At 72.7% G+C, this 24,573-nt stretch carries 20 protein-coding genes and 1 pseudogene; 12 read left to right on the top strand and 9 right to left on the bottom strand.

Annotated elements, in window-relative coordinates:
• Positions 1 to 74 precede the first annotated feature (74 nt).
• The 6 genes and pseudogenes from trpC to lgt all read left to right on the top strand — a co-directional run bounded on the left by trpC (position 75) and on the right by lgt (position 5,633).
• Complete coding sequence (gene trpC, locus ACFYXK_RS01155; protein WP_383508299.1) at positions 75 to 884, top strand: indole-3-glycerol phosphate synthase TrpC; 810 nt, start codon at positions 75 to 77, stop codon at positions 882 to 884.
• Positions 885 to 892: 8 nt separating this feature from the next.
• Positions 893 to 1,102: a tryptophan biosynthesis modulator TrpM gene (trpM, locus tag ACFYXK_RS01150; RefSeq protein WP_389409256.1), complete on the top strand. Its 210-nt coding sequence runs from the start codon at positions 893 to 895 to the stop codon at positions 1,100 to 1,102.
• Between the two features lie 222 nt (positions 1,103 to 1,324).
• Positions 1,325 to 2,590, top strand: coding sequence for a tryptophan synthase subunit beta (gene trpB / locus ACFYXK_RS01145; RefSeq protein ID WP_389409255.1), 1,266 nt, complete (start codon positions 1,325 to 1,327; stop codon positions 2,588 to 2,590).
• The gene (gene trpA / locus ACFYXK_RS01140) at positions 2,587 to 3,417 is read left to right on the top strand and encodes a tryptophan synthase subunit alpha (RefSeq protein WP_389409254.1); all 831 of its coding nucleotides are present in this window, start codon (positions 2,587 to 2,589) and stop codon (positions 3,415 to 3,417) included. The genes trpB and trpA overlap by 4 nt, the downstream gene beginning before the upstream one ends.
• Before the next feature lie 141 nt (positions 3,418 to 3,558).
• Positions 3,559 to 4,347: pseudogene (locus ACFYXK_RS01135) on the top strand (DsbA family protein); the annotation flags it as partial.
• 293 nt (positions 4,348 to 4,640) lie between these two features.
• Positions 4,641 to 5,633 (top strand): prolipoprotein diacylglyceryl transferase, encoded by a 993-nt coding sequence (gene lgt / locus ACFYXK_RS01130; RefSeq protein WP_389409253.1) that lies wholly within the window; start codon positions 4,641 to 4,643, stop codon positions 5,631 to 5,633.
• A 110-nt stretch (positions 5,634 to 5,743) separates the two neighbouring features.
• On the opposite strand, the gene ACFYXK_RS01125 is transcribed toward lgt, so the two are convergent.
• Genes ACFYXK_RS01125 through ACFYXK_RS01095 form a run of 7 tightly spaced genes read right to left on the bottom strand, consistent with a single transcriptional unit; the run spans position 5,744 to position 13,395 of the window.
• Positions 5,744 to 6,550: an HpcH/HpaI aldolase/citrate lyase family protein gene (locus tag ACFYXK_RS01125; protein WP_389409252.1), complete on the bottom strand. Its 807-nt coding sequence runs from the start codon at positions 6,548 to 6,550 to the stop codon at positions 5,744 to 5,746.
• Positions 6,547 to 7,773 carry a CaiB/BaiF CoA transferase family protein gene (locus ACFYXK_RS01120; RefSeq protein WP_389409251.1) on the bottom strand — a complete coding sequence of 409 codons (1,227 nt, stop codon included), beginning with the start codon at positions 7,771 to 7,773 and terminating at the stop codon, positions 6,547 to 6,549. The genes ACFYXK_RS01125 and ACFYXK_RS01120 overlap by 4 nt, the downstream gene beginning before the upstream one ends.
• On the bottom strand, positions 7,770 to 8,711 hold the full coding sequence (rbsK, locus tag ACFYXK_RS01115; RefSeq protein ID WP_389409250.1) for a ribokinase: 942 nt from the start codon (positions 8,709 to 8,711) through the stop codon (positions 7,770 to 7,772). The genes ACFYXK_RS01120 and rbsK overlap by 4 nt, the downstream gene beginning before the upstream one ends.
• Positions 8,708 to 10,117 (bottom strand): ADP-ribosylglycohydrolase family protein, encoded by a 1,410-nt coding sequence (locus tag ACFYXK_RS01110; protein ID WP_389409249.1) that lies wholly within the window; start codon positions 10,115 to 10,117, stop codon positions 8,708 to 8,710. The genes rbsK and ACFYXK_RS01110 overlap by 4 nt, the downstream gene beginning before the upstream one ends.
• Positions 10,114 to 11,259 carry an ADP-ribosylglycohydrolase family protein gene (locus ACFYXK_RS01105; protein ID WP_389409248.1) on the bottom strand — a complete coding sequence of 382 codons (1,146 nt, stop codon included), beginning with the start codon at positions 11,257 to 11,259 and terminating at the stop codon, positions 10,114 to 10,116. The genes ACFYXK_RS01110 and ACFYXK_RS01105 overlap by 4 nt, the downstream gene beginning before the upstream one ends.
• Positions 11,260 to 11,266: 7 nt before the next feature.
• Positions 11,267 to 12,403 (bottom strand): ADP-ribosylglycohydrolase family protein, encoded by a 1,137-nt coding sequence (locus tag ACFYXK_RS01100; RefSeq protein WP_389409247.1) that lies wholly within the window; start codon positions 12,401 to 12,403, stop codon positions 11,267 to 11,269.
• Positions 12,400 to 13,395, bottom strand: a complete 996-nt coding sequence (locus ACFYXK_RS01095; protein ID WP_389409246.1) for an ADP-ribosylglycohydrolase family protein — start codon at positions 13,393 to 13,395, stop codon at positions 12,400 to 12,402. The genes ACFYXK_RS01100 and ACFYXK_RS01095 overlap by 4 nt, the downstream gene beginning before the upstream one ends.
• A 271-nt stretch (positions 13,396 to 13,666) precedes the next feature.
• Between ACFYXK_RS01095 and ACFYXK_RS01090 the strand changes: the two genes are divergently transcribed.
• The 5 genes from ACFYXK_RS01090 to ACFYXK_RS01070 all read left to right on the top strand — a co-directional run bounded on the left by ACFYXK_RS01090 (position 13,667) and on the right by ACFYXK_RS01070 (position 21,976).
• Entirely contained in the window at positions 13,667 to 14,398 is a 732-nt protein-coding gene (locus ACFYXK_RS01090) for a VIT1/CCC1 transporter family protein (protein ID WP_389409245.1), read from the top strand.
• 349 nt (positions 14,399 to 14,747) lie between these two features.
• Positions 14,748 to 19,289, top strand: a complete 4,542-nt coding sequence (gene gltB / locus ACFYXK_RS01085) for a glutamate synthase large subunit (protein WP_389409826.1) — start codon at positions 14,748 to 14,750, stop codon at positions 19,287 to 19,289.
• Positions 19,282 to 20,742 (top strand): glutamate synthase subunit beta, encoded by a 1,461-nt coding sequence (locus tag ACFYXK_RS01080; RefSeq protein WP_389409244.1) that lies wholly within the window; start codon positions 19,282 to 19,284, stop codon positions 20,740 to 20,742. Before gltB ends, ACFYXK_RS01080 begins: the two co-directional genes overlap by 8 nt.
• A gap of 209 nt (positions 20,743 to 20,951) precedes the next feature.
• Positions 20,952 to 21,791 carry a helix-turn-helix domain-containing protein gene (locus tag ACFYXK_RS01075; RefSeq protein ID WP_389409243.1) on the top strand — a complete coding sequence of 280 codons (840 nt, stop codon included), beginning with the start codon at positions 20,952 to 20,954 and terminating at the stop codon, positions 21,789 to 21,791.
• Positions 21,773 to 21,976, top strand: coding sequence for a DUF397 domain-containing protein (locus tag ACFYXK_RS01070; RefSeq protein WP_389409242.1), 204 nt, complete (start codon positions 21,773 to 21,775; stop codon positions 21,974 to 21,976). Before ACFYXK_RS01075 ends, ACFYXK_RS01070 begins: the two co-directional genes overlap by 19 nt.
• Here ACFYXK_RS01070 and ACFYXK_RS01065 read toward each other — a convergent pair.
• Positions 21,948 to 22,505, bottom strand: coding sequence for a GntR family transcriptional regulator (locus ACFYXK_RS01065; RefSeq protein ID WP_389409241.1), 558 nt, complete (start codon positions 22,503 to 22,505; stop codon positions 21,948 to 21,950). The two genes, ACFYXK_RS01070 and ACFYXK_RS01065, sit on opposite strands and share 29 nt — an antisense overlap.
• Positions 22,506 to 22,767: 262 nt before the next feature.
• On the opposite strand from ACFYXK_RS01065, the gene ACFYXK_RS01060 reads away from it, so the two are divergent.
• Positions 22,768 to 24,051: a glycoside hydrolase domain-containing protein gene (locus ACFYXK_RS01060; protein ID WP_389409240.1), complete on the top strand. Its 1,284-nt coding sequence runs from the start codon at positions 22,768 to 22,770 to the stop codon at positions 24,049 to 24,051.
• Here ACFYXK_RS01060 and ACFYXK_RS01055 read toward each other — a convergent pair.
• Positions 24,044 to 24,556 carry a pyridoxamine 5'-phosphate oxidase family protein gene (locus ACFYXK_RS01055; RefSeq protein WP_389409239.1) on the bottom strand — a complete coding sequence of 171 codons (513 nt, stop codon included), beginning with the start codon at positions 24,554 to 24,556 and terminating at the stop codon, positions 24,044 to 24,046. The genes ACFYXK_RS01060 and ACFYXK_RS01055 overlap by 8 nt on opposite strands.
• Positions 24,557 to 24,573 lie beyond the last annotated feature (17 nt).

Raw genomic sequence — 24,573 nt, 5'->3', positions numbered from 1 at the left:
TTGATTGCTGACCTTGCAGTTGTACGTGTCTGCAAGGCGGCCGACCGTCATCGACCCGGAAGGGGGCCGCTCGCGTGAGTGTGCTCGACGAGATCATCGAAGGGGTCCGCGAAGACCTTGCCGAACGGCAGGCGCGCGTGAGCCTCGACGAGCTCAAGGAGCGTGCCGCCAAGGCGCCCCAGGCCAAGGACGGCGTCGCGGCCCTGCGTGGCGACGGCGTCAAGGTGATCTGCGAGGTCAAGCGCTCCAGCCCCTCCAAGGGCGCGCTGGCCGCGATCGCGGATCCCGCCGGACTCGCCGCCGACTACGAGGCGGGCGGTGCGGCGGTCATCTCCGTCCTCACCGAGCAGCGCCGTTTCGGCGGCTCGCTGGCCGACCTGGAGGCCGTCCGCGCCCGCGTGGACATCCCGATCCTGCGCAAGGACTTCATCGTCACGGCGTACCAGCTGTGGGAGGCCCGCGCCTACGGCGCCGACCTCGCGCTGCTGATCGTCGCGGCCCTGGAGCAGGAGGCCCTCGTCTCCCTCATCGAGCGGGCCGAGTCCATCGGGCTCACCCCGCTCGTCGAGGTCCACGACGAGGAAGAGGTCGAGCGCGCGGTTGCGGCCGGCGCCAAGATCATCGGCGTCAATGCCCGCAACCTCAAGGACCTCAAGGTCGACCGCTCCACGTTCGAGCGCGTCGTCGGCGAGATCCCGGCCCACATCGTCAAGGTTGCCGAGTCCGGCATCCGCGGGCCGCACGACCTGATCGCCTACGCCAACGAGGGCGCCGACGCCGTCCTCGTCGGGGAGTCCCTGGTCACCGGACGCGACCCGAAGTCGGCCGTGGCCGACCTCGTCGCCGCAGGCGCCCACCCCGCCCTGCGCCACGGTCGGAGCTGACCCGTCCCATGGCCCCCGACCGCCCCTCCGTCCGCACCCGACCGGGCCACGGCCCGTCCGGCGTGCCGACGGCGCACGCGCCCCTGGCGCGCGGCTGCCGCCCCCGCGGCTGCCGCGCCCCGGCCCGGCGGGTGCACGGGCGGCGGGTCAGGTACGTGATCGGCTCCGAGCCCGGTCAGGTCAACGGCATGCGATGGCGCACCACAGGCGCGCTGTAACGAGGGCCGTCCCGGTCCGGTACGCCTGACGCCGTCACCCGGCGCCGTCCCGCGTACCGCCCCGCGCGGTGCTCGCTTACGGCCCGTCGCCCCGAGCCGCCGGCTCCGGGTGCGGGCCGCTGCGTCCGTACGCATCCCCACCCCCGCAGCGGGGTGCGCGTGCGGCGGGCCGGCAGCGCAATACGGTGCATCCATCCCATCGCACCCGTAGGAGTACTGGACATGTCCAGCAGCTCGTTCTTCATTCCGGACCCGGAGGGTCACGTCCCCAACGCCGAGGGCTACTTCGGCGACTTCGGCGGCAAGTTCATCCCGGAGGCGCTCGTCGCCGCCGTGGACGAGGTCGCCGTCGAGTACGAGAAGGCCAAGGGGGACCCCTCCTTCGCGGCCGAGCTCAACGACCTGATGGTCAACTACACCGGCCGCCCCAGCGCCCTCACCGAGGTGCCGCGGTTCGCCGAGCACGCAGGCGGCGCCCGGATCTTCCTCAAGCGCGAGGACCTCAACCACACCGGCTCGCACAAGATCAACAACGTGCTGGGCCAGGCGCTGCTCACCAAGCGCATGGGCAAGACCCGCGTCATCGCCGAGACCGGAGCCGGCCAGCACGGCGTGGCCACCGCCACCGCCTGCGCGCTCTTCGGCCTCGAGTGCACCGTCTACATGGGCGAGATCGACACCCAGCGCCAGGCCCTGAACGTGGCCCGGATGCGGATGCTGGGCGCCGAGGTCATCGCGGTGAAGTCCGGCTCCCGGACCCTCAAGGACGCCATCAACGAGGCGTTCCGCGACTGGGTCGCCAATGTGGACCGCACCCACTACCTCTTCGGCACGGTCGCGGGCCCCCACCCCTTCCCGGCCATGGTCCGCGACTTCCACCGGGTCATCGGCGTCGAGGCGCGCCGCCAGATCCTGGAGCGCGCCGGCCGACTGCCCGACGCCGTCGCGGCCTGCGTCGGCGGCGGCTCCAACGCCATCGGCCTCTTCCACGCCTTCATCCCGGACGCCGGTGTCCGCCTGGTCGGCTTCGAGCCCGCCGGGCACGGCGTCGAGACCGGCGAGCACGCCGCCACGCTCACCGCCGGCGAGCCGGGCATCCTGCACGGCTCGCGCTCGTACGTCCTCCAGGACGAGGAGGGCCAGATCACCGAGCCGTACTCGATCTCGGCCGGTCTGGACTACCCGGGCATCGGCCCGGAGCACTCCTTCCTCAAGGACTCGGGCCGCGGCGAGTACCGCGCGGTCACCGACGACGCCGCGATGCAGGCCCTGCGCCTGCTGTCGCGCACCGAGGGCATCATCCCGGCGATCGAGTCGGCACACGCCCTCGCGGGCGCCCTCGACCTGGGCAAGGAGCTGGGCAAGGACGGCCTGATCGTGGTCAACCTGTCCGGCCGCGGCGACAAGGACATGGACACGGCGGCCCGCTACTTCGGGCTGTACGACGCCACGGAGAGCAACGGGAACACCGAGGGGGAGAAGAAGTGAGCAAGGCCAGCGAGAAGACCGGGCGCATCCAGCTGCTGAGCGACACCCTCGCCAAGGCGAAGTCCGAGGACCGCGCGGCCCTCGTCGCCTACCTCCCCGCCGGCTTCCCGACCGTCGACGGCGGCATCGAGGCCGTCAAGGCGGTCATCGCGGGCGGCGCCGACGTGGTCGAGGTCGGCCTCCCGCACAGCGACCCGGTCCTGGACGGCGCGATCATCCAGACCGCCGACGACATCGCCCTGCGCGGCGGCGTCAAGATCGCCGACGTGCTGCGCACCGTGCGCGAGGCCCACGCGGCGACCGGGGCCCCGGTGCTGGTGATGACGTACTGGAACCCGATCGACCGCTACGGCGTCGAGCGGTTCGCCACGGAGCTGGCCGCGGCGGGCGGCGCGGGCTGCATCCTGCCCGACCTGCCGGTCCAGGAGTCCGCGCTGTGGCGCGAGCACGCCGACAAGCACGGACTGGCGACCGTCTTCGTCGTGGCTCCGAGCAGCAAGGACGAGCGCCTGGCGACCATCACGGCCGCCGGTTCCGGCTTCGTCTACGCCGCCTCGCTGATGGGCGTCACCGGCACCCGGGAGTCGGTGGGCCACGAGGCCCAGGAGCTGGTCCGCCGTACCCGCGCGACCACCGAACTGCCCGTGTGCGTCGGCCTCGGCGTCTCCAACGCCGTACAGGCCAAGGAGGTCGCGGGCTTCGCCGACGGGGTGATCGTCGGCTCGGCGTTCGTGAAGCTGCTGCTGGAGGCTCCGGACCTGCCGGCCGGGCTGGCCGCCGTACGGGCGCTGGCGGGCGAGCTCGCGGAAGGCGTGCGCAGGAGCTGACGCACGCGAGAGCCGGCAGGGCACCGGCTGACCCACGCGTTCGATTCACGGCGCGAACCCTTGATCGGGTTCTGTAGTCCGATCGGGTGGAAGTGGGGGCGGGGGGGCACGCGAGTGCCTCCCCGCTTCGTTTGGCCGAACGTGAGCGAGAAGAACGACGGTGCGAACCGCGAAGCGAAACGATCGGCCCGCGAGCGGCTCCAGGTGGAGCGTGAGCGCGAGAAGAAGAGGGAAAAGCGGCGGCGGACCCTCATCGTGGCGTCGGCCGTGGTGGGCGTCCTCGGCCTGGCGGCCGTCGTCGGCCTGATCGCGGCCAACACCGGCGGCGACAAGTCCACCGGCGGAGGCCCGGTGACCGCCCCCTCCGGGGCCACCGGCAAGGACGCGCTCGCCATCCAGACGGGCAAGCCCGAGGCGAAGTCCACGCTGACGGTGTGGGAGGACTTCCGCTGCCCGGCGTGCAAGTCCTTCGAGACCAACTACCGGGACACGGTCCACGACCTGGAGGCCAAGGGGCTGCTCAAGGTCGATTACCACATCGTCACCCTGATCGACGGGAACATGGGCGGCAGCGGCTCGCTGAAGGCCGCGAACGCGGCCGCCTGCGCGCAGGACGCCGGGAAGTTCGCGGCGTACCACGACCTCCTGTTCGAGAACCAGCCGCAGGAGGTCGACGACGCCTACGCGAAGAACGCCAAGCTGCTGGAGCTGGCCGCCAAGGTGGACGGGCTGGACACCCCGGAGTTCCGCAAGTGCGTCGAGGACGGGACGCACAACAGCTGGGTGAACAAGTCCTTCGAGGCCTTCCGGAACGGGAAGTTCAAGGGCACCCCGACCGTGCTGCTGAACGGCAAGGACCTCTTCGCCGACCAGGCCAACCCCGTCACCCCGCAGAAGCTCAAGGAGCAGGTGGAGGGCACCGCGAAGGGCACCGGGGGCGCGAGCGCCTCGCCGTCCGCCTCGCCCAGCCCCTCCGGGAAGGGCGTGAAGGGTTCGGCGTCCGCGTCGCCGTCGGCCTCTTCGTCAGGCTCCTCGGCGGGCTCGGTGAAGTCCTCGTCCGCTTCCGCGGGCTCGTCCGGGTCGTCCTCGACCGGGTCGCGGGCCGGCTCGGCCGGGATCGCGAAGGGGGCCGCGGACACCCCCTGAGCCCCGTCTCGATTTGGCGCCAGGTTGCCGGGCGGGTTGCGGTCCGCACCGCCCGGCAGGGTAGCGTCGGCACTGCCATGAACCTTGCCTATATCCCCAGCCCGTCGACCGGCGTGATCCATCTCGGACCGATCCCGCTGCGCGGCTACGCGTTCTGCATCATCATCGGCGTCTTCGTCGCCGTCTGGCTCGGCAACAAGCGGTGGATCGCGCGCGGCGGAAAGCCGGGCACGGTCGCGGACATCGCGGTGTGGGCTGTGCCGTTCGGCCTGATCGGCGGTCGCCTGTACCACGTGATCACCGACTACCAGCTGTACTTCGGCGAGGGCCGCAACTGGGTCGACGCCTTCAAGATCTGGGAGGGCGGCCTCGGCATCTGGGGCGCCATCGCGCTGGGCGCGGTGGGTGCCTGGATCGGCTGCCGCCTGCGCGGCATCCCGCTGCCGGCCTGGGCCGACGCCCTGGCCCCCGGTATCGCGCTGGCCCAGGCCTGCGGCCGCTGGGGCAACTGGTTCAACCAGGAGCTGTACGGGCGGGCCACCGACCTGCCCTGGGCGGTCGAGATCAGCGACGGCCCCAACCGGGTCGCCGGGACCTACCACCCGACCTTCCTCTACGAGTCGCTGTGGTGCCTCGGCGTCGCCGGGCTCGTGATCTGGGCCGACCGCCGCTTCAAGCTGGGCCACGGCCGGGCGTTCGCCCTGTACGTCGCCGCGTACTGCGTGGGCCGCGGCTGGATCGAGTACATGCGGGTCGACGAGGCCCACCACATCCTGGGCGTCCGGCTGAACGTGTGGACCTCGATCTTCGTCTTCGTCCTGGCCGTGGTCTACCTCGTGCTGTCGGCGAAGCTGCGGCCGGGCCGCGAGGAGGTCGTGGAGCCGGACCGCGGACCCGCGGCATCGGACCCGGCGGCCAAGACCGACGAGGGCAAGGCCGACGAGGCCAAGACCGACGAGGCCGCGGACAAGGACACGGCCAGGGCGGCGGACGCCTCCGCGATCGCCGAGGCCGAGGACTCCGCGCCGAAGCCCGACGCCGAGGCTCCGAAGGCCGCCAAGAAGCTCTGACCGGGTCATCCGGATCACACGGGAGGGGCGCCGCGCCACCACGCGGCGCCCCTCCCGTTTTCGGTTCCGCCGCGAGGCTCCGGCCATCCGGCGGCCCGCGGGCGCGGCCGTCATTCCCGGCGGGCGAGCGCGACGACCCGTTCCGCGCCCGCCAGGACCGCCGGGTCGACGAAGCGGCCGTCGGGCAGAGCCACTGCGCCGGGGGTGCGGCGGGCCGCCGCGACGATCTCCTCGGCGGCGGTGACCTCCTCCGGCGCGGGCAGGTACGCCCGCTCGATCACCGGCAGCTGGCGGGGGTGGATCGCCGCCCGGCCCAGGAAGCCCAGCGCCCGCCCGCGGGCACAGGAGACGGCCAGCGCCTCCAGGTCCCGGATGTCGGGGAAGACCGACTGCGCGGGCGGGGCCAGCCCCGCCGCGCGGGCCGCGACCACCACCCGCGAGCGGGGCCAGTCCAGGCCCGCCTCCGCGCTGATGCCCAGATCGGCGCGCAGGTCGGCCTCGCCGAGGGAGAGCCCGCGCAGGGCAGGGTGCGCGCGGGCGATCTCGTAGGCGCGCTCCACGCCCAGCGCCGACTCGAGCATGGCGTGCAGGGCCACCCCGCCGGTGCGGTCGGCGACCGCCGCGATCTGCTCCGGGGCCGAGATCTTCGGCAGCCGCAGCCCCGAGAGGCCGTGCAGCCCGGTCAGGGCGGTGAGGTCGGCGCCGGCCCAGGGGGAGTCCAGGGCGTTGACGCGGACGAAGACCGGGACCGCGGGCCGCTCGGCCAGCCGTTCCGCGGTGGCGGCGCGGGCGTACTCCTTGCGGGAGGCCGACACCGCGTCCTCGAGGTCGACGATGACGGCGTCGGCCCCGGAGTGCAGGGCCTTGGCGACCACCTCCGGGCGGTCGCCGGGAACGTAGAGCCAGGTCAGGATCACAGGGCCCCCTCCATCCGGAGTGCGCTGATCTCGGCCTCGGACAGGCCGAGTTCGGTGAGTACGGCTTCGGTGTCCGCGCCGTGCGGGCGGCCCGCCCAGCGGATCGCGCCGGGGGTCCCGGACAGCCGGAACAGGACGTTCTGCATCCGGAGCGGGCCGAGTTCCGGGTCCTCGACCTCGGTGACGGTGTCCAGGGCCGCGAACTGCGGATCGGCCATGACGTCCCGTACGTCGTAGACCCGGGCGACGGCGGCCTCGGCCTCCTCGAAGGCGGTGACCACGTCGTCGGCCTTGTGGCGCCCGATCCAGCCGCCGACGGCCTCGTCGAGTTCGGGCGCGTGGGCGGCCCGGCCGGAGCCGCTCGCGAACCAGGGCTCGGCGATCAGCTCGGGCCGGCCGACGAGCCGCATGACGCGCTCCGCGACGGACTGGGCCGACGTGGAGACCGCCAGCCAGCGCCCGTCCGCACTGCGGTACGTGTTGCGGGGGGCGTTGTTGGTGGAACGGTTGCCGGTGCGCGGCTGGACGTAGCCGAGCTGGTCGTACCAGAGCGGGTGCGGGCCCAGCACGGTGAGGATGGGCTCGATGATGGCCAGGTCCACCACCTGCCCGTGGCCGCTGCGGTCGCGGCCGGCGAGCGCGGTCATCACCGCGTACGCGGTGGTCAGCGCGGCGATCGAATCGGCGAGGCCGAAGGGCGGCAGCGTCGGCGGGCCGTCCGGCTCCCCGGTGATCGCGGCGAAGCCGCTCATCGCCTCGGCGAGGGTGCCGAAGCCGGGGCGGTGGGCGTACGGGCCCTGCTGGCCGAAGGCCGTGACGCGGGTCAGGACCAGCCTCGGATTGGCGGCGGACAGCTCGGGCCAGCCCAGGCCCCACTTCTCCAGGGTGCCGGGGCGGAAGTTCTCGATGACCACGTCGGCGGTGGCGGCCAGCCGCAGCAGGGTGTCGCGCCCGCCCGGGGTGGACAGGTCGAGGGTCATCGTCCGCTTGTTCCGGCCGAGCAGCTTCCACCACAGGCCGACGCCGTCCTTGGCGGGGCCGTGGCCGCGCGAGGGGTCGGGGCGCTGCGGGTGCTCGACCTTGACGACGTCGGCGCCGAAGTCCCCGAGCAGGGTGGCGGCGAGCGGCCCGGCGAAGAGCGTGGCCAGGTCCAGCACCCGCATCCCGGCCAGCGGCCCGGCGGCGGGCCCGCCGCCGGCCCCGGGCTGCCCGGCGGCGGTCATGAGGCGGCTCCGCAGGAGCGGCCGGTCCCCGCCTCGGGTCCGGGCGCCGTCGCGGCGAAGGCGTCCGTCTCGGCGCGGGTCGGCATCGAGTCCTGGGCTCCCGGGCGCTGGACCGAGAGCGCGGCCGCCGCCGACGCCCAGCGCAGCGCCTGCGGCACGGGCCGGCGCTCCCCGAGGGCCACGGCGAGCGCGCCGACGAAGGTGTCGCCGGCGGCGGTGGTGTCCACCGCCCGGACCCGGGGCGCGGGCACGGTCAGCGGCTCGCGCCCGCGGGCGGCGTACAGGGAACCTGCTGCGCCGAGGGTGATGACGACCTCCGGGACCTCGTGGAGCAGGGCCTCGGCGGCCTGGTACGGGTCGGTGAGGCCGGTCAGGGCGGCGGCCTCGTGCTCGTTGGGGACCAGCAGGTCGGTGGCGGCGAGCAGTTCCGCGGGCAGCGGCTGGGCCGGGGCCGGGGTCAGGACCGTACGGACGCCGTGGGCGCGGGCGGCGAGCGCGCCGGCGAGGACGGCGGGCAGCGGGAGTTCGAGCTGGAGGAGGAGCGAGTCGGCGGCGCCGATACGGGAGTCGTCGCCCGCCTCCAGGCCGGTGACGTGGGCGTTGGCGCCGGGAATGACGATGATGCTGTTGCCGCCCTCGTCGTCCACGGTGATGTGGGCGGTGCCGCTGGCGCCCTCGACGGTGCGCAGGGCCGCCGTCTCGACCCCGGCCGCGGCGAGCGCGGAGCGCAGCCGTACGCCGAACTCGTCGGCCCCGACCGCGCCGATCATCACCACCTCCCCGCCGCAGCGGGCGGCGGCGACGGCCTGGTTGGCGCCCTTGCCGCCGGGAACGGTGCGGAACTCGCGGCCGGTGACGGTCTCCCCGAGGCGGGGGGCCTTGGGGACGTAGGCGACGAGGTCCATGTTGGTACTGCCGAGCACGGCGATGGCCGTCATGGGCGGGCTGCCTCCTGTGCGGTGAGGTGGGCGAGGGTGTCGAAGCCGATGCCGTCGAAGCCGGGGACGGTGGTGGCGAGGCGGTTCTTGAGGGGGGCGGACCAGCGGTGCGGGACGCCGTTCGGGTCGACGAGTGCGGCGAGGGAGCCGGCGGTGGCGCCGTTGGAGTCGGTGTCCCAGCCGCCGGACACGGCACGGCAGACGGAGCGGGTGAAGTCCCCGTCGGCATGGGTGAGGGCGGCGGCGATCAGGGCGGTGTTGGGGACGGCATGGACCCAGTGGTAGTGCCCGTACCGGGCGTGCAGGTGGTCCACGACGCGGTCGAAGCCGGCGTCGGCGTGCCGGGCGGCCGTGTCGACGGCGTGGCGGACGGCCTCGGCGAGGCGTGAGCGGGGCGGTACGACGGCCAGTCCGGCCCGGAGCGCGGTGTGGACGTCGGCCCGGCCGCCGGCCGCCTCGGCGATGGCGGCGGCGGTGAACAGGGCGGCGTAGATGCCGTTGCCGGTGTGGGTGAGGGCGGCGTCCCGGTACGCCTGGGCCGCGGCGGCGGCCGGGTCGCCGGGGTTGGTCCAGCCGTGGACGTCGGCCCGGATGAGGGCGCCGATCCATTCGCGGAACGGGTTGTGGCGGGTGGCGGTGGCCGGGGGCTCCAGGCCGAGCAGCAGGTTCCGGTACGCGAGGCGTTCGGCGGTGAAGGTCCGGCCGGCGGGGAGCTCGTCGAGCCAGAGCCGGGCGACGTCGGCGGTGGTGAAGCCCTTGCCGTACCGGCGCAGCAGGATCAGGTTCAGGAGCGGGTAGTTGAGGTCGTCGTCCTCGGGGGCGCCGTCGATGTTCTCGGCGAGGGAGGTGGCGGCGGAGCGCCGGTTCCAGGGGTGGGCGGCCAGCAGCTCCGCGGGGACGCCGTGTTCGGTGAACCAGTCGTCCAGGGGCCAGTTCCCGGCGGCCCGGGCCAGCGCCCGGATCCCCTCGAGCGGGAGCTTCTCCACGGGCTTGCCGAGCACGCACCCCACGGCCCGCCCCACCCAGGCCCGCTCGAGCCGCTCCCGCAGCCCGGGGCCGACCCGGTGGCCGGGGGCGAGCGGCGTCGCGGTCCACGTCGCGGCGATGTCCGGCCAGGCGGTCGGCTCGTCCCGCGCCGACGGGGAGGGGAGGCCTTCGAGTTCGGTCAGGAGCCGGGACGCCAGGGCGCGGAGCTCCGGCGCGGCCGGGGCGGCGGAGGCGCCGGCCCGGCCGGGCGCCGGGTGGCCGCCGGCCGCGAGCCAGGCGCGCAGCAGGGGCTCCGCGTCCCGCCCGTCCTCGGCGGCCTGCCGCAGCTCGTGCCCGACCAGGTCCTCCGGCTGCACCCAGCTGAGCCGCAGCGCCGCGGCCGCGAGGGCAGGGGAACCGCAGGGCGGGGTGGCGGTCACTGCGGGGCGGCGATCGAGGTGAAGGCCGACTCGTGGGCGCGGCGGCGGGCGTGGTCCAGGGCGAAGACCTCGCGGGTCACCGCGGCCAGTGCCGACGCCGGGGCGTGCAGGTCGAGGCGGCTGGCCTCGGCGACCTGTTTGGCCCAGGCCGGCGGGACCGCCGAGACGCCGGACAGGGCTCCGGCGATCGCCCCCGCCATCGTGGCGATGGAATCGCAGTCCCGGCCGTAGTTGACGGCTCCGAGCACCGAGCCCTCGTACGAACCGCCGGCGACGATCAGCATGCCGAGCGCGATCGGGAGCTCCTCGATCGAGTGGAGGCGGGACGGGCGGCGGGCGCCGAGCGAGGGGGAGCGGTAGTCCGGGCCGACCGAGTCGTACGGGGCGACGGCCGCCCGCAGGGGGGCCAGGGCCGACTCGAAGTCCCGGTGGCGGCCCGCCACTTCGCACACCGCCGCGATCGCCTCACGGGTGCCGTCCTTGGCCAGCGCCAGGGCCGTGTCCACCACCGAGGACGCCGTCGCGCCCGGCACGCACGCCGCCGCGACCGCCGCCGCGAAGACGCCCGCCGCCTCGCGCCCGTACGAGGACTGGTGTGCGCCGGCGACGTCCAGCGCCTCCGCGTACGCGCCCGCCGGATTGCCGGCGTTGACGATGCCGACCGGCGCCATGTACATCGCCGCACCGCAGTTGACGATGTTGCCGTTGCCCGCCTCGCGCGGGTCCGCGTGGGCGTAGTGCAGCCGGGTCACGATCCACTTCTCGGCCAGGAAGATCCGCTGGAGCGGCAGGGCCTCGGCCTCGAGTTCGGGGATCCAGCGCGGGTTGGTCATCAGGTCCGGGACCAGGTGGTCGGCGATCGCGTACGCGTCGAGGTGGTCCCGTACGGCCTCGTAGACCCGTACCAGCGCATGGGTCATGAGGGTGTCGTCGGTGACGTGGCCGTCTCCCTTGTGGTAGGGCGCGATGGGGCGGGCCGTGCGCCAGTCCTCGTGCCACGGGCCGACGATGCCGTGCACGCGGCCGCCGTGCCGTTCCACGATCCGGTCCGGGGACCAGCCCTCCACCGGACCGCCGAGCGCGTCGCCGACGGCGGCTCCGACGAGGCAGCCCGCCGCCCGGTCTTCGAGAGTGAGCGTCATGTCCGAATCATCCCTTGGGTGAGGTGAGTTCCGTACGAGCCAGGAGCGCGGCGAGTTCGACCAGATCGGTTCCGGCGAGGCGGGGGAGGGCGCAGCCGGACAGGGTGCGGCAGGCCTCGCGCCAGGCGCTGGGGATCGAGTCACCGCCGCCGAGGGCGCCGGTGAGCGCGCCGGCGAGGGCGGGGGCGGAGTCCGCGACGCGGGAGAGGCAGGCCGCGGCCGGGACGGCCTCGGCGGCCCGGCCGCGGGCGGCGGTGGCGAGGGCGAGGGCCACGGGGACGGTCTCGGCGGCGGCGATGCCGTAGCTGTAGACGTGGTCGACGATCTCGTGCTCGAGGGTGGGGACGATGGCGAAGGCGCCGCCCCCGTCGTTGTGGGTACGGGCGAGCTTGACGGCGTGCCGGGCGTTGCGGCCGATCTCGGTGGCCTCGGGGAGCTGGCCGAGGGCGGCGTCGACGGCGGTGTCGGTGTCGGCGCCGGCGAGGGCGGTCGCGATGGCGGCGGCCATGGCGCGGGCGCCGTGGACCCCGTCGCCGTCCTGGGTGTAGCGGGCGTCGAACTCGGCGAGGTCCGCGGCCGCCGCCGGGTCCCCGGGGTGGACGACGGCGAGGACGCAGGCGCGGATGCAGGCGGCGTCGTCGAAGTAGTGCGGGTTGTCGTGGCCGGTGGCGGGCGGGCGCAGGCCGGCGGCGAGGTTGCCGAGGCCGGCGCGGACGGAGATGCGGGCGCGCAGCGGGAGCACGGCCGACTCCACCTCGGGGGCGCGTTCGGCCGCCGCGGCGATCTCGCTGGCCAGGGCGTTCCAGGCGAGGTCGATGGCGGCCCGCATCCGGCGGGACCGGCTGAGGTCGCTGAGCAGCACGCCGGCCGCGGTGAGCACGGATTCGGCGGCGAACGCGGCCCATTCGGCGTCGTCGGAGGGGCCCAGGCGCAGCGGCTCCGGGGGCTGGTTGAGGGCGATGGGCACGGGGAGGGTCGTGGTCTGGTTCTGCTCGGCGAAGGTGTCCAGCTCGCGGGTGAGGCGGCGGGTCCACTCGGGCATGCGGCTGGCCCGGTGCCGGGCGGCGGGCCACCCGGCGGCATCGCCCGAGGCGAGGCCGAGCAGCAGCCCCTCGATCCGCCGGAGCCCTGAGGGGGGCGTCATCGGGGGGTCTCGGATTCCGGGGTGAGCAGGTCCGCGATGTCCAGGACGTGGTAGCCCCGCATCGAGGGGAGGCAGCTGCCCCGGACCGGGCCGATCGCCGCCGCCCAGTCGGCCGGGACGGCGGCGACGCCCGACAGGGCGCCGGCGAGGGCGCCCGCCACCGCGGCCGTGGTGTCCGCGTCGCGGCCCATGTTCACCGCCGTCAGGACCGACGACGGGAAGTCGCCGCCGCATGCCGCGAAGGCACCGAACGCGAGGCCCACCGCCTCCGGCGCCAGGTCCGTCCACGGGTAGCCGCCGATCACCACCGCGGAGCGCACCGCCCGTTCCCCGCGCGGGGCCGCCGTGACGGCCCGGCGCAGCGAACGGGCCGTCCAGGAGTCGGAGGGGATGACCGAGAGGGCCGCCGAGATGACGGAGGCGGGCGAACCGCCCGCCATCGCCGCGGCGACGCCGGCCGCCACTGCCTGGCCGCCGTAGATGCCCTCGCCGTCGTGGCTGACCGAGCCGTCGATCGCGACCAGCCGGGCGGCCTCCGCCGGGCGGCCCGCCGCGAACACCCCGAAGGGCGCCGCCCGCATCGCCAGGCCGTCCGACCAGGCGTGGCGGTGCTGCGCGGAGATGGGGGCCGCGAGTCCCCGGCGCAGGTTCTCCAGGGTGCCGCGCTCGCTGAAGCCCGCCCCGCGGAACGGCCCCTCGTCGAGGTCGGCGATCCAGTGGTGCCAGGCCCGCTCGACGTGGGAGACGGTCAGCGCCGACCCGTGGCGGGCCAGCAGCAGCCCCGAGAAGATCGCGTACTCGGTGTCGTCGGTGCCCGCCGGGTCCTCCGACACGAAGCCCTCGATGCGGCCCCATCTCGCCCGGATCTCCGAGGGCTTCATGTTCTCGGCGGGGGCCCCGAGCGCGTCACCCGCCGCGAGGCCCAGAAGAGCGCCCCTGGCCCGTTCGAGGAGGACCTGCGGATTGCATGCAATCTGCTTCATCAGCTCCATGGCGGCGCCTCTCCCACTTGGATGGGGCTCATCATGAGCCCTTGGGGGATTTGTGCCATGACATGTGGTTTGTCACTCGCCGCGAAACACCCCGCCCAGACCCCCGTCACCCGGTCGCCGACCCGCGAAACCCCAGGTAAGTACGGCCTTCCTTGCTGGCGGGCGGCATAAATCGTGCGTAGTTTCGAGGTGTTCAGGGGGAGTGGGCGCCTGCGCGTCGCGCAGGGCGTGGTTCCGCGTACCCGCTCATACAAAAGGGGAGACGTCGGGCATGTCCATCATCGACATCGAAGCACCGCTGCACACCGCACACCGTGACAACCACACCCACCGTGACGTCAACGGCGGATGGCTGCGGCCGGCCGTGTTCGGTGCCATGGACGGACTCGTCTCCAACCTCGCGCTGATGACCGGCGTGGCCGGCGGCGCCCTCGCCCCGCAGACCGTCGTGATCACAGGGCTGGCGGGCCTCGCGGCCGGAGCCTTCTCGATGGCGGCCGGCGAGTACACCTCCGTCGCCTCGCAGCGCGAGCTGGTCCTCGCCGAACTCGACATAGAGCGCCAGCAGCTGCGCAAGCACCCCGTCGACGAGATGGAGGAGCTGGCCGAGCTGTACGTATCGCGCGGCGTCGAGCCGGCGCTCGCCCGCGAGGTCGCGATGCAGCTGTCCCGCGACCCCGACCAGGCGCTGGAGATCCACGCCCGCGAGGAGCTCGGCATCGACCCCGACGACCTGCCGTCGCCGATGGTCGCCGCGGTCTCCTCCTTCGGCTCCTTCGCGCTGGGCGCGCTGCTGCCCGTACTGCCGTACCTGCTCGGTGCCACCTCGCTGTGGCCCGCGGTGCTGCTCGCGCTGGCCGGGCTCTTCGTCTGCGGCGCGGTGGTCTCCCGGGTCACCGCGCGGAGCTGGTGGTACAGCGGTCTGCGGCAGCTGCTGCTGGGCGGCGCGGCCGCGGGTGTGACGTACGTCCTGGGAACCTGGATCGGCGGAGCCGTAGGCTGACCGCGCAAGTAGTGAGACACTATGCAGCCCGTGACATAAGTAGTCCATTACCCGGCGGTTTCGGTTCCGTGTCCGCCGGGCATCAGACCAGGGCGCCGCGTGCAGGGCAATGATGCCCGCCTGCTGCGAACGTCTCCAGATCTGCACTTTCTGCTGCGTGCAGTGTCCGCATGGTGAAACGCCATATCCGCTTCTCGGGATTGCCGTCATCATGTAACCTGCACGAAATTTCGCAGAGGGCCAACGTCGTCCCTCGGCACGCACCTTTGCCACGACGACGACGGGAGAGCCGATGCGTTCCGCATCCACGCACTCCGCGACCGGCCTCAGCACCACCGCCTGGTCGCCCATGGACGGTCGCCCCGCCCAGCAGGGCATGTACGACCCGCGCAACGAGCACGACGCCTGCGGCGTCGGCTTTGTGGCCAACCTCAGCGGCGAGGCCAGCCACACGCTGGTCGAGCAGGCGCTGACCGTATTGCGGAACCTCGAGCACCGTGGTGCCACCGGATCCGAGCCGGACTCGGGCGACGGCGCCGGAATCCTGTCCCAGGTCCCGGACGCGTTCCTGCGCGAGGTGGCCGGATTCGAGCTCCCCGAGGCCGGCGCGTACGCCGTCGGCATCGCCTTCCTCCCCGCCGACGGCACCGCACGGGCCGTCGCCGTGGAGCAGATCGAGGCCATCGCCGCCGAGGAGAACCTGACGGTCCTCGGCTGGCGCGAGGTCCCGGTCACCCCGGACCTGCTCGGCAACGGCGCCCGCGCCACCATGCCGGCCTTCTCGCAGCTGTTCGTGTCCAACGGTTCCAGCGGCATCGAGCTGGACCGCAAGGCCTTCGTGCTGCGCAAGCGCGCCGAGCGTGAGGCCGGGGTCTACTTCCCGTCGCTCTCCGCCCGCACCATCGTCTACAAGGGCATGCTGACCACCGGCCAGCTCGAGCCCTTCTTCCCGGACCTCTCCGACCGCCGCTTCGCCTCCACGCTGGCGCTGGTCCACTCGCGGTTCTCGACCAACACCTTCCCGTCCTGGCCGCTGGCCCACCCGTACCGCTTCGTCGCGCACAACGGCGAGATCAACACGGTCAAGGGCAACCGGAACTGGATGAAGGCCCGCGAGTCCCAGCTGGCCTCGGACGTCTTCGGCGACGGCGCGCTGGAGCGGATCTTCCCGATCTGCACCCCGGACGCCTCCGACTCGGCCTCCTTCGACGAGGTCCTCGAGCTGCTCCACCTCGGCGGCCGCTCGCTGCCGCACAGCGTGCTGATGATGATCCCGGAGGCGTGGGAGAACCACACCTCCATGGACCCGGCCCGCCGCGCGTTCTACCAGTACCACTCCACGCTGATGGAGCCCTGGGACGGCCCGGCCTGCGTCACCTTCACCGACGGCACCCAGGTCGGCGCCGTCCTCGACCGCAACGGTCTGCGCCCGGGCCGCTACTGGGTCACCGACGACGGCCTCGTCGTCCTCGGCTCCGAGGTCGGCGTGCTCGACATCGACCCGGCCAAGGTGGTCCGCAAGGGCCGCCTGCAGCCCGGCAAGATGTTCCTCGTCGACACCGCCCAGAAGCGGATCATCGAGGACGACGAGATCAAGGCCGAGCTGGCCGGCGCCGCCCCGTACGCCGAATGGCTCGAGACCGGCGAGATCGAGCTGACGGACCTGCCCGAGCGCGAGCACATCGTGCACACCCACGCCTCGGTCACCCGCCGCCAGCAGACCTTCGGCTACACCGAGGAAGAGCTGCGCGTCATCCTCGCGCCGATGGCCCGCACCGGCGGCGAGCCGCTCGGCTCCATGGGCACGGACTCCCCGATCGCGGCCCTGTCCGAGCGCCCCCGACTGCTCTTCGACTACTTCACGCAGCTCTTCGCGCAGGTCACCAACCCGCCGCTGGACGCCATCCGCGAGGAGCTCGTCACCTCGCTGCTGTCCTCGCTGGGCCCGCAGGGCAACCTGCTGGAGCCGACCGCCGCGTCCTGCCGCAGCGTCACCCTGCCCTTCCCGGTGATCGACAACGACGAGCTGGCCAAGCTCATCCACGTCAACGCCGACGGCGACATGCCGGGCATGAAGGCCGCCACCCTCTCGGGCCTCTACCGGGTCTCCGGCGGCGGCGAGGCACTGGCCGCCCGCCTCGAGGAGATCCGCGGCGAGGTCGACGCGGCCATCGCGAACGGCGCCCACCTGATCGTCCTCTCGGACCGCCACTCGGACGCCGAGCACGCACCGATCCCGTCGCTGCTGCTCACCTCCGCCGTGCACCACCACCTCATCGCCACCAAGCAGCGCACCCAGGTGGGCCTGCTGGTCGAGGCCGGCGACGTCCGCGAGGTCCACCACGTCGCGCTGCTCATCGGCTACGGCGCCGCCGCCGTGAACCCGTACCTCGCCATGGAGTCCGTCGAGGACCTGCTGCGCGCCGGTACGTTCCTGTCCGGCCTGGAGCCGGAGCAGGCCATCAAGAACCTGATCTACGCGCTCGGCAAGGGCGTCCTGAAGGTCATGTCCAAGATGGGCATCTCCACCGTCGCCTCCTACCGCGGCGCCCAGGTCTTCGAGGCCGTCGGCCTGAACGAGGAGTTCGTCGGCGCGTACTTCCAGGGCACCGCCACCAAGATCGGCGGCGCCGGCCTGGACGTCATCGCCAAGGAGGTGGCCGCCCGCCATGCCAAGGCGTACCCGGTCTCCGGCATCGCGGCCACGCACCGCGCGCTGGAGATCGGCGGCGAGTACCAGTGGCGCCGCGAGGGCGAGCCGCACCTGTTCGACCCGGAGACGGTCTTCCGCCTCCAGCACGCCACCCGCAACCGCCGGTACGACATCTTCAAGAAGTACACGGACCGGGTGAACGAGCAGTCCGAGCGCCTCATGACGCTCCGCGGGCTCTTCGGCTTCAAGACGGAGGACCGGCCCTCGATCTCCATCGACGAGGTCGAGTCGGTCGCCGACATCGTCAAGCGCTTCTCCACCGGCGCCATGTCGTACGGCTCCATCTCGCGCGAGGCGCACGAGACCCTCGCCATCGCCATGAACCAGCTGGGCGGCAAGTCCAACACCGGTGAGGGCGGCGAGGACCCGGACCGCCTGTACGACCCGGCGCGCCGCTCCAGCATCAAGCAGGTCGCCTCCGGCCGCTTCGGTGTGACCTCCGAGTACCTGGTCAACGCGGACGACATCCAGATCAAGATGGCGCAGGGCGCCAAGCCCGGCGAGGGCGGCCAGCTGCCCGGCCACAAGGTCTACCCGTGGGTCGCCAAGACCCGGCACTCCACCCCGGGTGTCGGCCTCATCTCCCCGCCGCCGCACCACGACATCTACTCCATCGAGGACCTGGCTCAGCTGATCCACGACCTCAAGAACGCCAACCCGGCCGCCCGCATCCACGTGAAGCTGGTCTCCGAGGTCGGCGTGGGTACGGTCGCCGCGGGCGTCTCCAAGGCCCACGCGGACGTCGTCCTCATCTCCGGCCACGACGGCGGTACGGGCGCCTCCCCGCTCACCTCGCTCAAGCACGCGGGCGGCCCCTGGGAGCTCGGCCTCGCCGAGACCCAGCAGACGCTGCTGCTCAACGGGCTGCGCGACCGCATCGTGGTCCAGACGGACGGCCAGCTCAAGACCGGCCGCGACGTCGTCATCGCCGCGCTGCTCGGCGCCGAGGAGTTCGGTTTCGCGACCGCTCCGCTCGTCGTCTCCGGCTGCGTCATGATGCGGGTCTGCCACCTGGACACCTGCCCGGTCGGCATCGCCACGCAGAACCCGGTCCTGCGCGACCGGTTCTCCGGCAAGCCCGAGTTCGTCGTGAACTTCTTCGAGTTCATCGCGGAGGAGGTCCGCGAGATCCTCGCCGAGCTGGGCTTCCGTACGATCGAGGAGGCCGTCGGCCACGCCGAGCTCCTCGACACCAGCAAGGCCGTCACGCACTGGAAGGCGCAGGGCCTCGACCTCGAGCCCCTCTTCCACGTGCCGGCGCTGCCCGAGGGCGCGGTCCGCCACGCCCTGATCGAGCAGGACCACGGCCTGGAGAAGGCCCTCGACAACGAGCTGATCGAGCTCGCGGCCGACGCGCTGAACGCCGAGTCCGCCGAGGCGGCCCAGCCGGTCCGCGCCCAGATCGCGATCCGGAACATCAACCGGACCGTCGGCACCATGCTCGGCCACCAGGTCACCAAGAAGTTCGGCGGTGCGGGCCTGCCCGACAACACCATCGACCTGACCTTCACCGGCTCGGCCGGCCAGTCCTTCGGCGCCTTCCTGCCGAAGGGCATCACCCTCCGCCTGGAGGGCGACGCCAACGACTACGTCGGCAAGGGCCTGTCGGGCGGCCGGGTCGTGGTCCGCCCGGACCGCGGCGCCGACCACCTCGCCGAGTACTCGACCATCGCCGGCAACACCATCGGCTACGGCGCCACCGGCGGCGAGATGTTCCTTCGCGGCCGCACCGGCGAGCGCTTCTGCGTCCGCAACTCCGGCGCCCTGGTCGTCTCGGAGGGCGTGGGCGACCACGGCTGCGAGTACATGACCGGTGGCCAGGCGGTCGTCCTGGGCGAGACGGGCCGCAACTTCGCGGCCGGCATGTCGGGCGGCGTCGCGTACGTCGTCGACCTCGACATCAACAACGTCAACGTCGGCAACACGGGCGCCGTCGAAGCCCTCTCCGACGCCGACAAGCAGTGGCTGCACGATGTGGTGCGCCGCCACGAGGAGGAGACCGGCTCGACCGTGGCCGCGAAGCTCCTGGCTGACTGGTCCGTCTCGGCGGACCGCTTCAGCAAGATCATCCCGACCACGTACAAGGCAGTGCTCGCCGCCAAGGACGCCGCTGAGCGGGCCGGACTCTCGGAGTCCGAGACCACGGAGAAGATGATGGAGGCGGCGACCAATGGCTGACCCGAAGGGCTTCCTCACCACCCCGCGCGAGACCGCCTGTTCCCGTCCCGTCGCCGAACGGCTTCAGGACTGGAACGAGGTCTACGTCCCCGGCTCGCTGCTCCCGATCATCAGCAAGCAGGCCGGCCGCTGCATGGACTGCGGCATCCCGTTCTGCCACAACGGGTGCCCGCTCGGCAACCTCATCCCGGAGTGGAACGACTTCGCGTACCGCGAGGACTGGTCGGCGGCCTCCGAGCGCCTGCACGCCACGAACAACTTCCCGGAGTTCACGGGCCGCCTGTGCCCCGCTCCGTGCGAGTCGGCGTGCGTCCTCGGCATCAACCAGCCGGCCGTCACGATCAAGAACGTCGAAGTCTCGATCATCGACAAGGCGTGGGACAACGGCAACGTGACCCCGCAGCCGCCGGAGCGGCTGTCCGGCAAGACCGCCGCCGTCATCGGCTCGGGCCCGGCCGGTCTGGCCGCCGCCCAGCAGCTGACCCGGGCCGGCCACACCGTGGTGGTGTACGAGCGCGCGGACCGCATCGGCGGCCTGCTGCGGTACGGCATCCCCGAGTTCAAGATGGAGAAGGTGCACATCAACCGCCGCATCGAGCAGATGCGCGCGGAGGGCACCAAGTTCCGCACCGGCATCGAGATCGGCCGCGACCTGTCCGCGACCGACCTGCGCAAGCGGTTCGACGCGGTCGTCATCGCGGCCGGCGCCACGGTCTCCCGCGACCTGCCGGTCCTGGGCCGCGACCTCAAGGGCATCCACTTCGCGATGGAGTACCTGCCCCTGGCCAACAAGGTCCAGGAAGGCGACTTCATGACCCCGCCCATCACGGCGGAGGGCAAGCACGTGGTCGTCATCGGCGGCGGCGACACCGGCGCGGACTGCGTGGGCACCGCCCACCGCCAGGGCGCGGCCTCGGTCACCCAGCTGGAGATCATGCCCCGCCCGTCGGAGGACCGGCCCACGGGCCAGCCCTGGCCGACGTTCCCGATGCTGTACAAGGTCACCTCGGCGCACGAGGAGGGCGGCGAGCGGATCTACTCCGTCTCCACGACCCACTTCGAGGGCGACGAGGACGGCAACGTCCAGGCCCTGCACCTGGTCGAGGTGGAGTTCAAGGACGGCCGCCTGGAGCAGAAGCCGGGCACCGAGCGGGTCCTCCCGGCCCAACTGGTCACCCTGGCGATGGGCTTCACCGGCACGGACCAGGCCAACGGCCTGGTGTCCCAGTTCGACCTGGAGCTGGACGAGCGCGGCAACGTCGCGCGCGACGCGTCGTACGCGACCAACGTCGACGGCGTCTTCGTGGCCGGCGACGCCGGCCGCGGCCAGTCCCTGATCGTCTGGGCGATCGCGGAGGGCCGCTCGGCCGCCCGCGGCGTGGACCGCTACCTGACCGGCAGCAGCGCCCTCCCGTACCCGGTCAAGCCGACGGACCGCTCCCTGATGGTGTAACCCCGTCACCCCTCCCCTTGGGGAGACCCCTCATACGGTCCGTACAACGACGTGCGGAACTCTGACACCGCGCCCGCCATGTCCCCGACCAGGGATGGCGGGCGCTGTGGCGTTCTGTGGTCGTATCAATGCGTTCCGCTGAACCGTCGGTGTGGTGGGGACTACGCTTTTCACGGAGCAAGGGCACTGCGGAGGCGGGGAGTCGGCTCATGGCCAAGTCGAAGGATCTGAGCGGAGCGCAGACGCCGGAGGAGTTCGCCCGCGAGGAGCTGCGGCGGCACAGGGAAGCGGCCGGGCTGACCCAGGAGGGGCTGGGCGAGCGGATCTTCACGAGTGGGGCGTACGTCGGGCAGATAGAGTGCGGCACGCGGCGACTGCGTCCGGAGATCGCGGAGCTGATCGACAGGGAGCTCGGCACCGGGGACTACTTCACTCGCCTGGCCAGGGCGTTCAAGTCCAAGCACGTCGAGTACTTCGCCAACGCGGCTGAGTTGGAAGGTCTGGCAACGGCCCTTTATGAGTACGCCTCAACGCTGGTACCTGGGCTGCTTCAAACGGAGGACTACGCTCGGGCCGTGACCTGGGCCGCCAGCCCCACCGCGCTTGCCGAGTACGTGGATTCCCTGGTCATGTTCCGAATGAAGCGCGCACGACTTCTCGACAATCCGACCACCCCCGAGCTGTGGGTTGTTCTGCATGAGGCGGTGCTGCGGACGGCAGTCGGGGGGCCCGGCGTGATGGCTGCGCAGTTGCGGCACATCGCGTCGTATGTCCGGGCGCACCGGATCACTGTGCAAGTGGTGCCGTTCTCGGCCGGGGCTCATGGCGCCCTGGGTTCACTGGTGACCATCATGGAGTTTGCGGATGCACCGGACGTGGCCTACACGGAGGGGCCCCGCGTGGGTCAGCTGCTCGACTATCCGGCCCTGGTTCAGCGTCACTGGAAGTCATACGATCTGGCCAGGGCCGCTGCGCTGTCGCCGGAGGCGTCCCTAACCATGATCGAGTCAGTGGCGGAGGAATACGCGACATGCGCACAGACGACGTGAACAGCCTGTCCTGGCGGAAGTCGTCGTACAGCAACGGAGAGGGTGCCAGCTGCGTCGAGTTGTCCGACGACCTCTCCGGCATCGTCCCAGTCCGCGACAGCAAGCTGGCGGACCGCGGCCCGGTGCTCGTCTTCCCGGCTACCGCCTGGACCGCCTTCATTCAGGATGTGAAGAGCCAAGGCTGATCTCGTACCGCAACTGCTGGCGTCCCGCGGGCATGACCATCACGTCCGCCTGGATCGGACGGTCCTCGCCGTCCAAGGTGACGCGGGCGATCTGCAGGACCGGTTCACCTGGCTCCATGCGCAGCTGGTCGAGCTCGTTCGCCGTCGGCATGCGTGCCGTGATCATCTCGACCGCCCTGACGCCGACGAACCCGAGCTCGGCGAGGAACGTGACCGCGCCGCCGCGGATCTTGCCGGTCGCCGCGAGGCGGGTGCCGGAGGCGATCGAAGCGGGGTAGTAGGTGTCCGTCAGCTCGCACGGAACCCCGTCGAGTGCGATGAGGCGTCGGCGGACGACCACCGTCTCACCGGCCGTCGTCCCCAGCATCTCCGCGACCTCGGCCGACGCGGCCCGCTCACCCGCCTGCAGAATTCGCTGCCCGCCCTTGCGTCCGTGGGCCTGGGCTTCGCTCGTCCACGCGTCGGACTCCCCGGCCGTGCGGGGCGCCAGGTACGGCATCGAGGTACTGGTCCACTCGCCGCTGCCCATGCTGTCCTCCCGCGCGTCCAGTTCGCCGTGCGCGTCCCACGGTATGCGGCCGCCGGGGAGGGAGCCCTCGGTTCGGCTCGTCCGAGGCCGGGGAGGTGCGGGGCGGTGGTCGTCGTGACGGGGCCGGGGATGGGTCGCTCGTGTGGGTGATGTGTAGCCGGGGTTGGGGGAGTCGGGGTACGTGGGGCATCGGCCGTATGGGCCATCTGCTCCGTACTTGCGTGCAGTTGAGCGGGCGTGTCGTCTGGTAACTGTGGGGCGCATGCCGTCCAAGATGATGTTGTGCTCGCTGCTCGGTGCCGCTCTGGTGCTGTCCGCCTCGCCCGCCGCCGCCGACGGGCGGATCGTCGATTACCACGGGCTGCGGCTCACCCTCCCCGGGGAATGGCGGGTCGTCGACCTCGAGCGGAATCCCGACGCCTGTCTGCGGCTGGATCTGCCGACCCTGTACCTCGGGCGCGCGGGCAGCCAGGCGGAATGCAGCGGGCGGGCCGTGCGGAGCCGGGCCGACACCCTGCATCTGGAGCCGCTCGACGGGGCCCCGGCCCGGGCCGACATCCCGACCCTGCGGGTCGAGGGGGCCGGCGGGATCCCCGAGGCGGAGGGGGACAGCCACGAGGTGCGGTACGCCCTGCGCCGGCCGGGGGTGATGGCCACCCTGTCGTACGGGGAAGCGCCCGACGCCGTACGAGAGCTGCTCGCGCGGGCCCGTACCGAGGACGGCTCCGCCCCGGGGGCCCACGGCGCCCCGGCCGAACCGGCGTCGGCCGTCGCCGGCCCGAAGGCCGTCACCGCCCAGGCGCCCTTCACCGGAGCCGGCTTCGACGCCTGCACCGCCCCGACCCAGCGGGCCATGGACGGCTGGCGGGCCGCATCCCCCTTCGGGGCCGTCGGCATCTACATCGGCGGCCGGGCCCGGGCCTGCGCCCAGCCGCAGCTCACCGCCGGCTGGGTCCGCAAGCAGGCCGAGGCGGGCTGGCACCTGATGCCGCTGTGGGTCGGCCCGCAGCCCTGGCACAGCTCCGGCACCGGCCTGCCCACCGACCCCTCCGAGGCCGACCAGGAGGGCATCGAGGCCGCCGAGGGCGCCGTCCAGGCGGCCCGGGCGCTGGGTCTGGCCGACGGAACGGTGCTCTACAACGACCTCGAGAACTACACGGACCGCACCACCTGGGACCCGCCCGTCGTCGCCTACCTCACCGCCTGGACGGTCCGGCTGCACGAGCTCGGCTACCGGGCCGGCGCCTACGTCGCGGGGAGCTCCGGCGCCAAGGCGCTCAGCGCCCACCACGACCAGGCGCCCTGGGCCATGCCCGACGTGCTGTGGATCGCCTCCTGGAACGCCAAGGCCTCGGTCTCCGACGCCGACGTGGGCCTGCCCGCCGGTACGCACCAGTGGGCCGGCCGGCGCCGCGCCCACCAGTACCGCGGCGACCACGACGACACCTACGACGGGGTGACGATCAACATCGACCGCAGCTGGATCGACATCGACCCCGGTGTTCTCGCCGGTCCCGTGCAGGCCAAGCCGCTGCTCCTCAGCTAGCAGGCTCCTCGCGCGGCGGCTCGTCGTCGTTGCCCCGGCGGATGGTGCGCAGAGCGTGCCCCGGGGTCCACGAGCGCACCACCAGGTCGTCGCCCTCGACGCCGATGTGCACCACCTCCGTCAGGTCCGCGTGGAAGAGGTGGAACGGGTGCGGGGTGTCCGTCTCCTCCGCGTACCGGTGCAGCTCCGGCGGGTCCACGAGCTCGATCGCGCGCCCGGAGATCCGTACGTCCCCGTCCGGCATCGTCTCGCCCTCGCCGGGATTGGTGTGCAGCGCGAAGCGCGGGTCGCGCTGCAGGTCCTTGGCCTTCAGCGAACCCGGCATCATGCCGAGCCACAGCTCCCCGCCGCGGATGTCGACATTCAGCCCGGCCAGCCGCGGGGAGCCGTCCCTGCGGAGCGTGCCGAGGACGTGGTGCGGGTACTGCGCGAAGCGGGCCTGGACGGCCGCCGCGAATTCCGGTTCCTGTTTCTCGAACGCTGCCCAGTTGTTCGTCGTCGTCATACGTCCATCAAAGCGCC

The sequence above is a fragment of the Streptomyces sp. NPDC002209 genome (assembly GCF_042890265.1).
GTDB lineage: Bacteria > Actinomycetota > Actinomycetes > Streptomycetales > Streptomycetaceae > Streptomyces.
The sequence above is the reverse complement of the archived record's forward strand: the minus strand, read 5'-3'. Positions and strand labels throughout refer to the sequence as shown.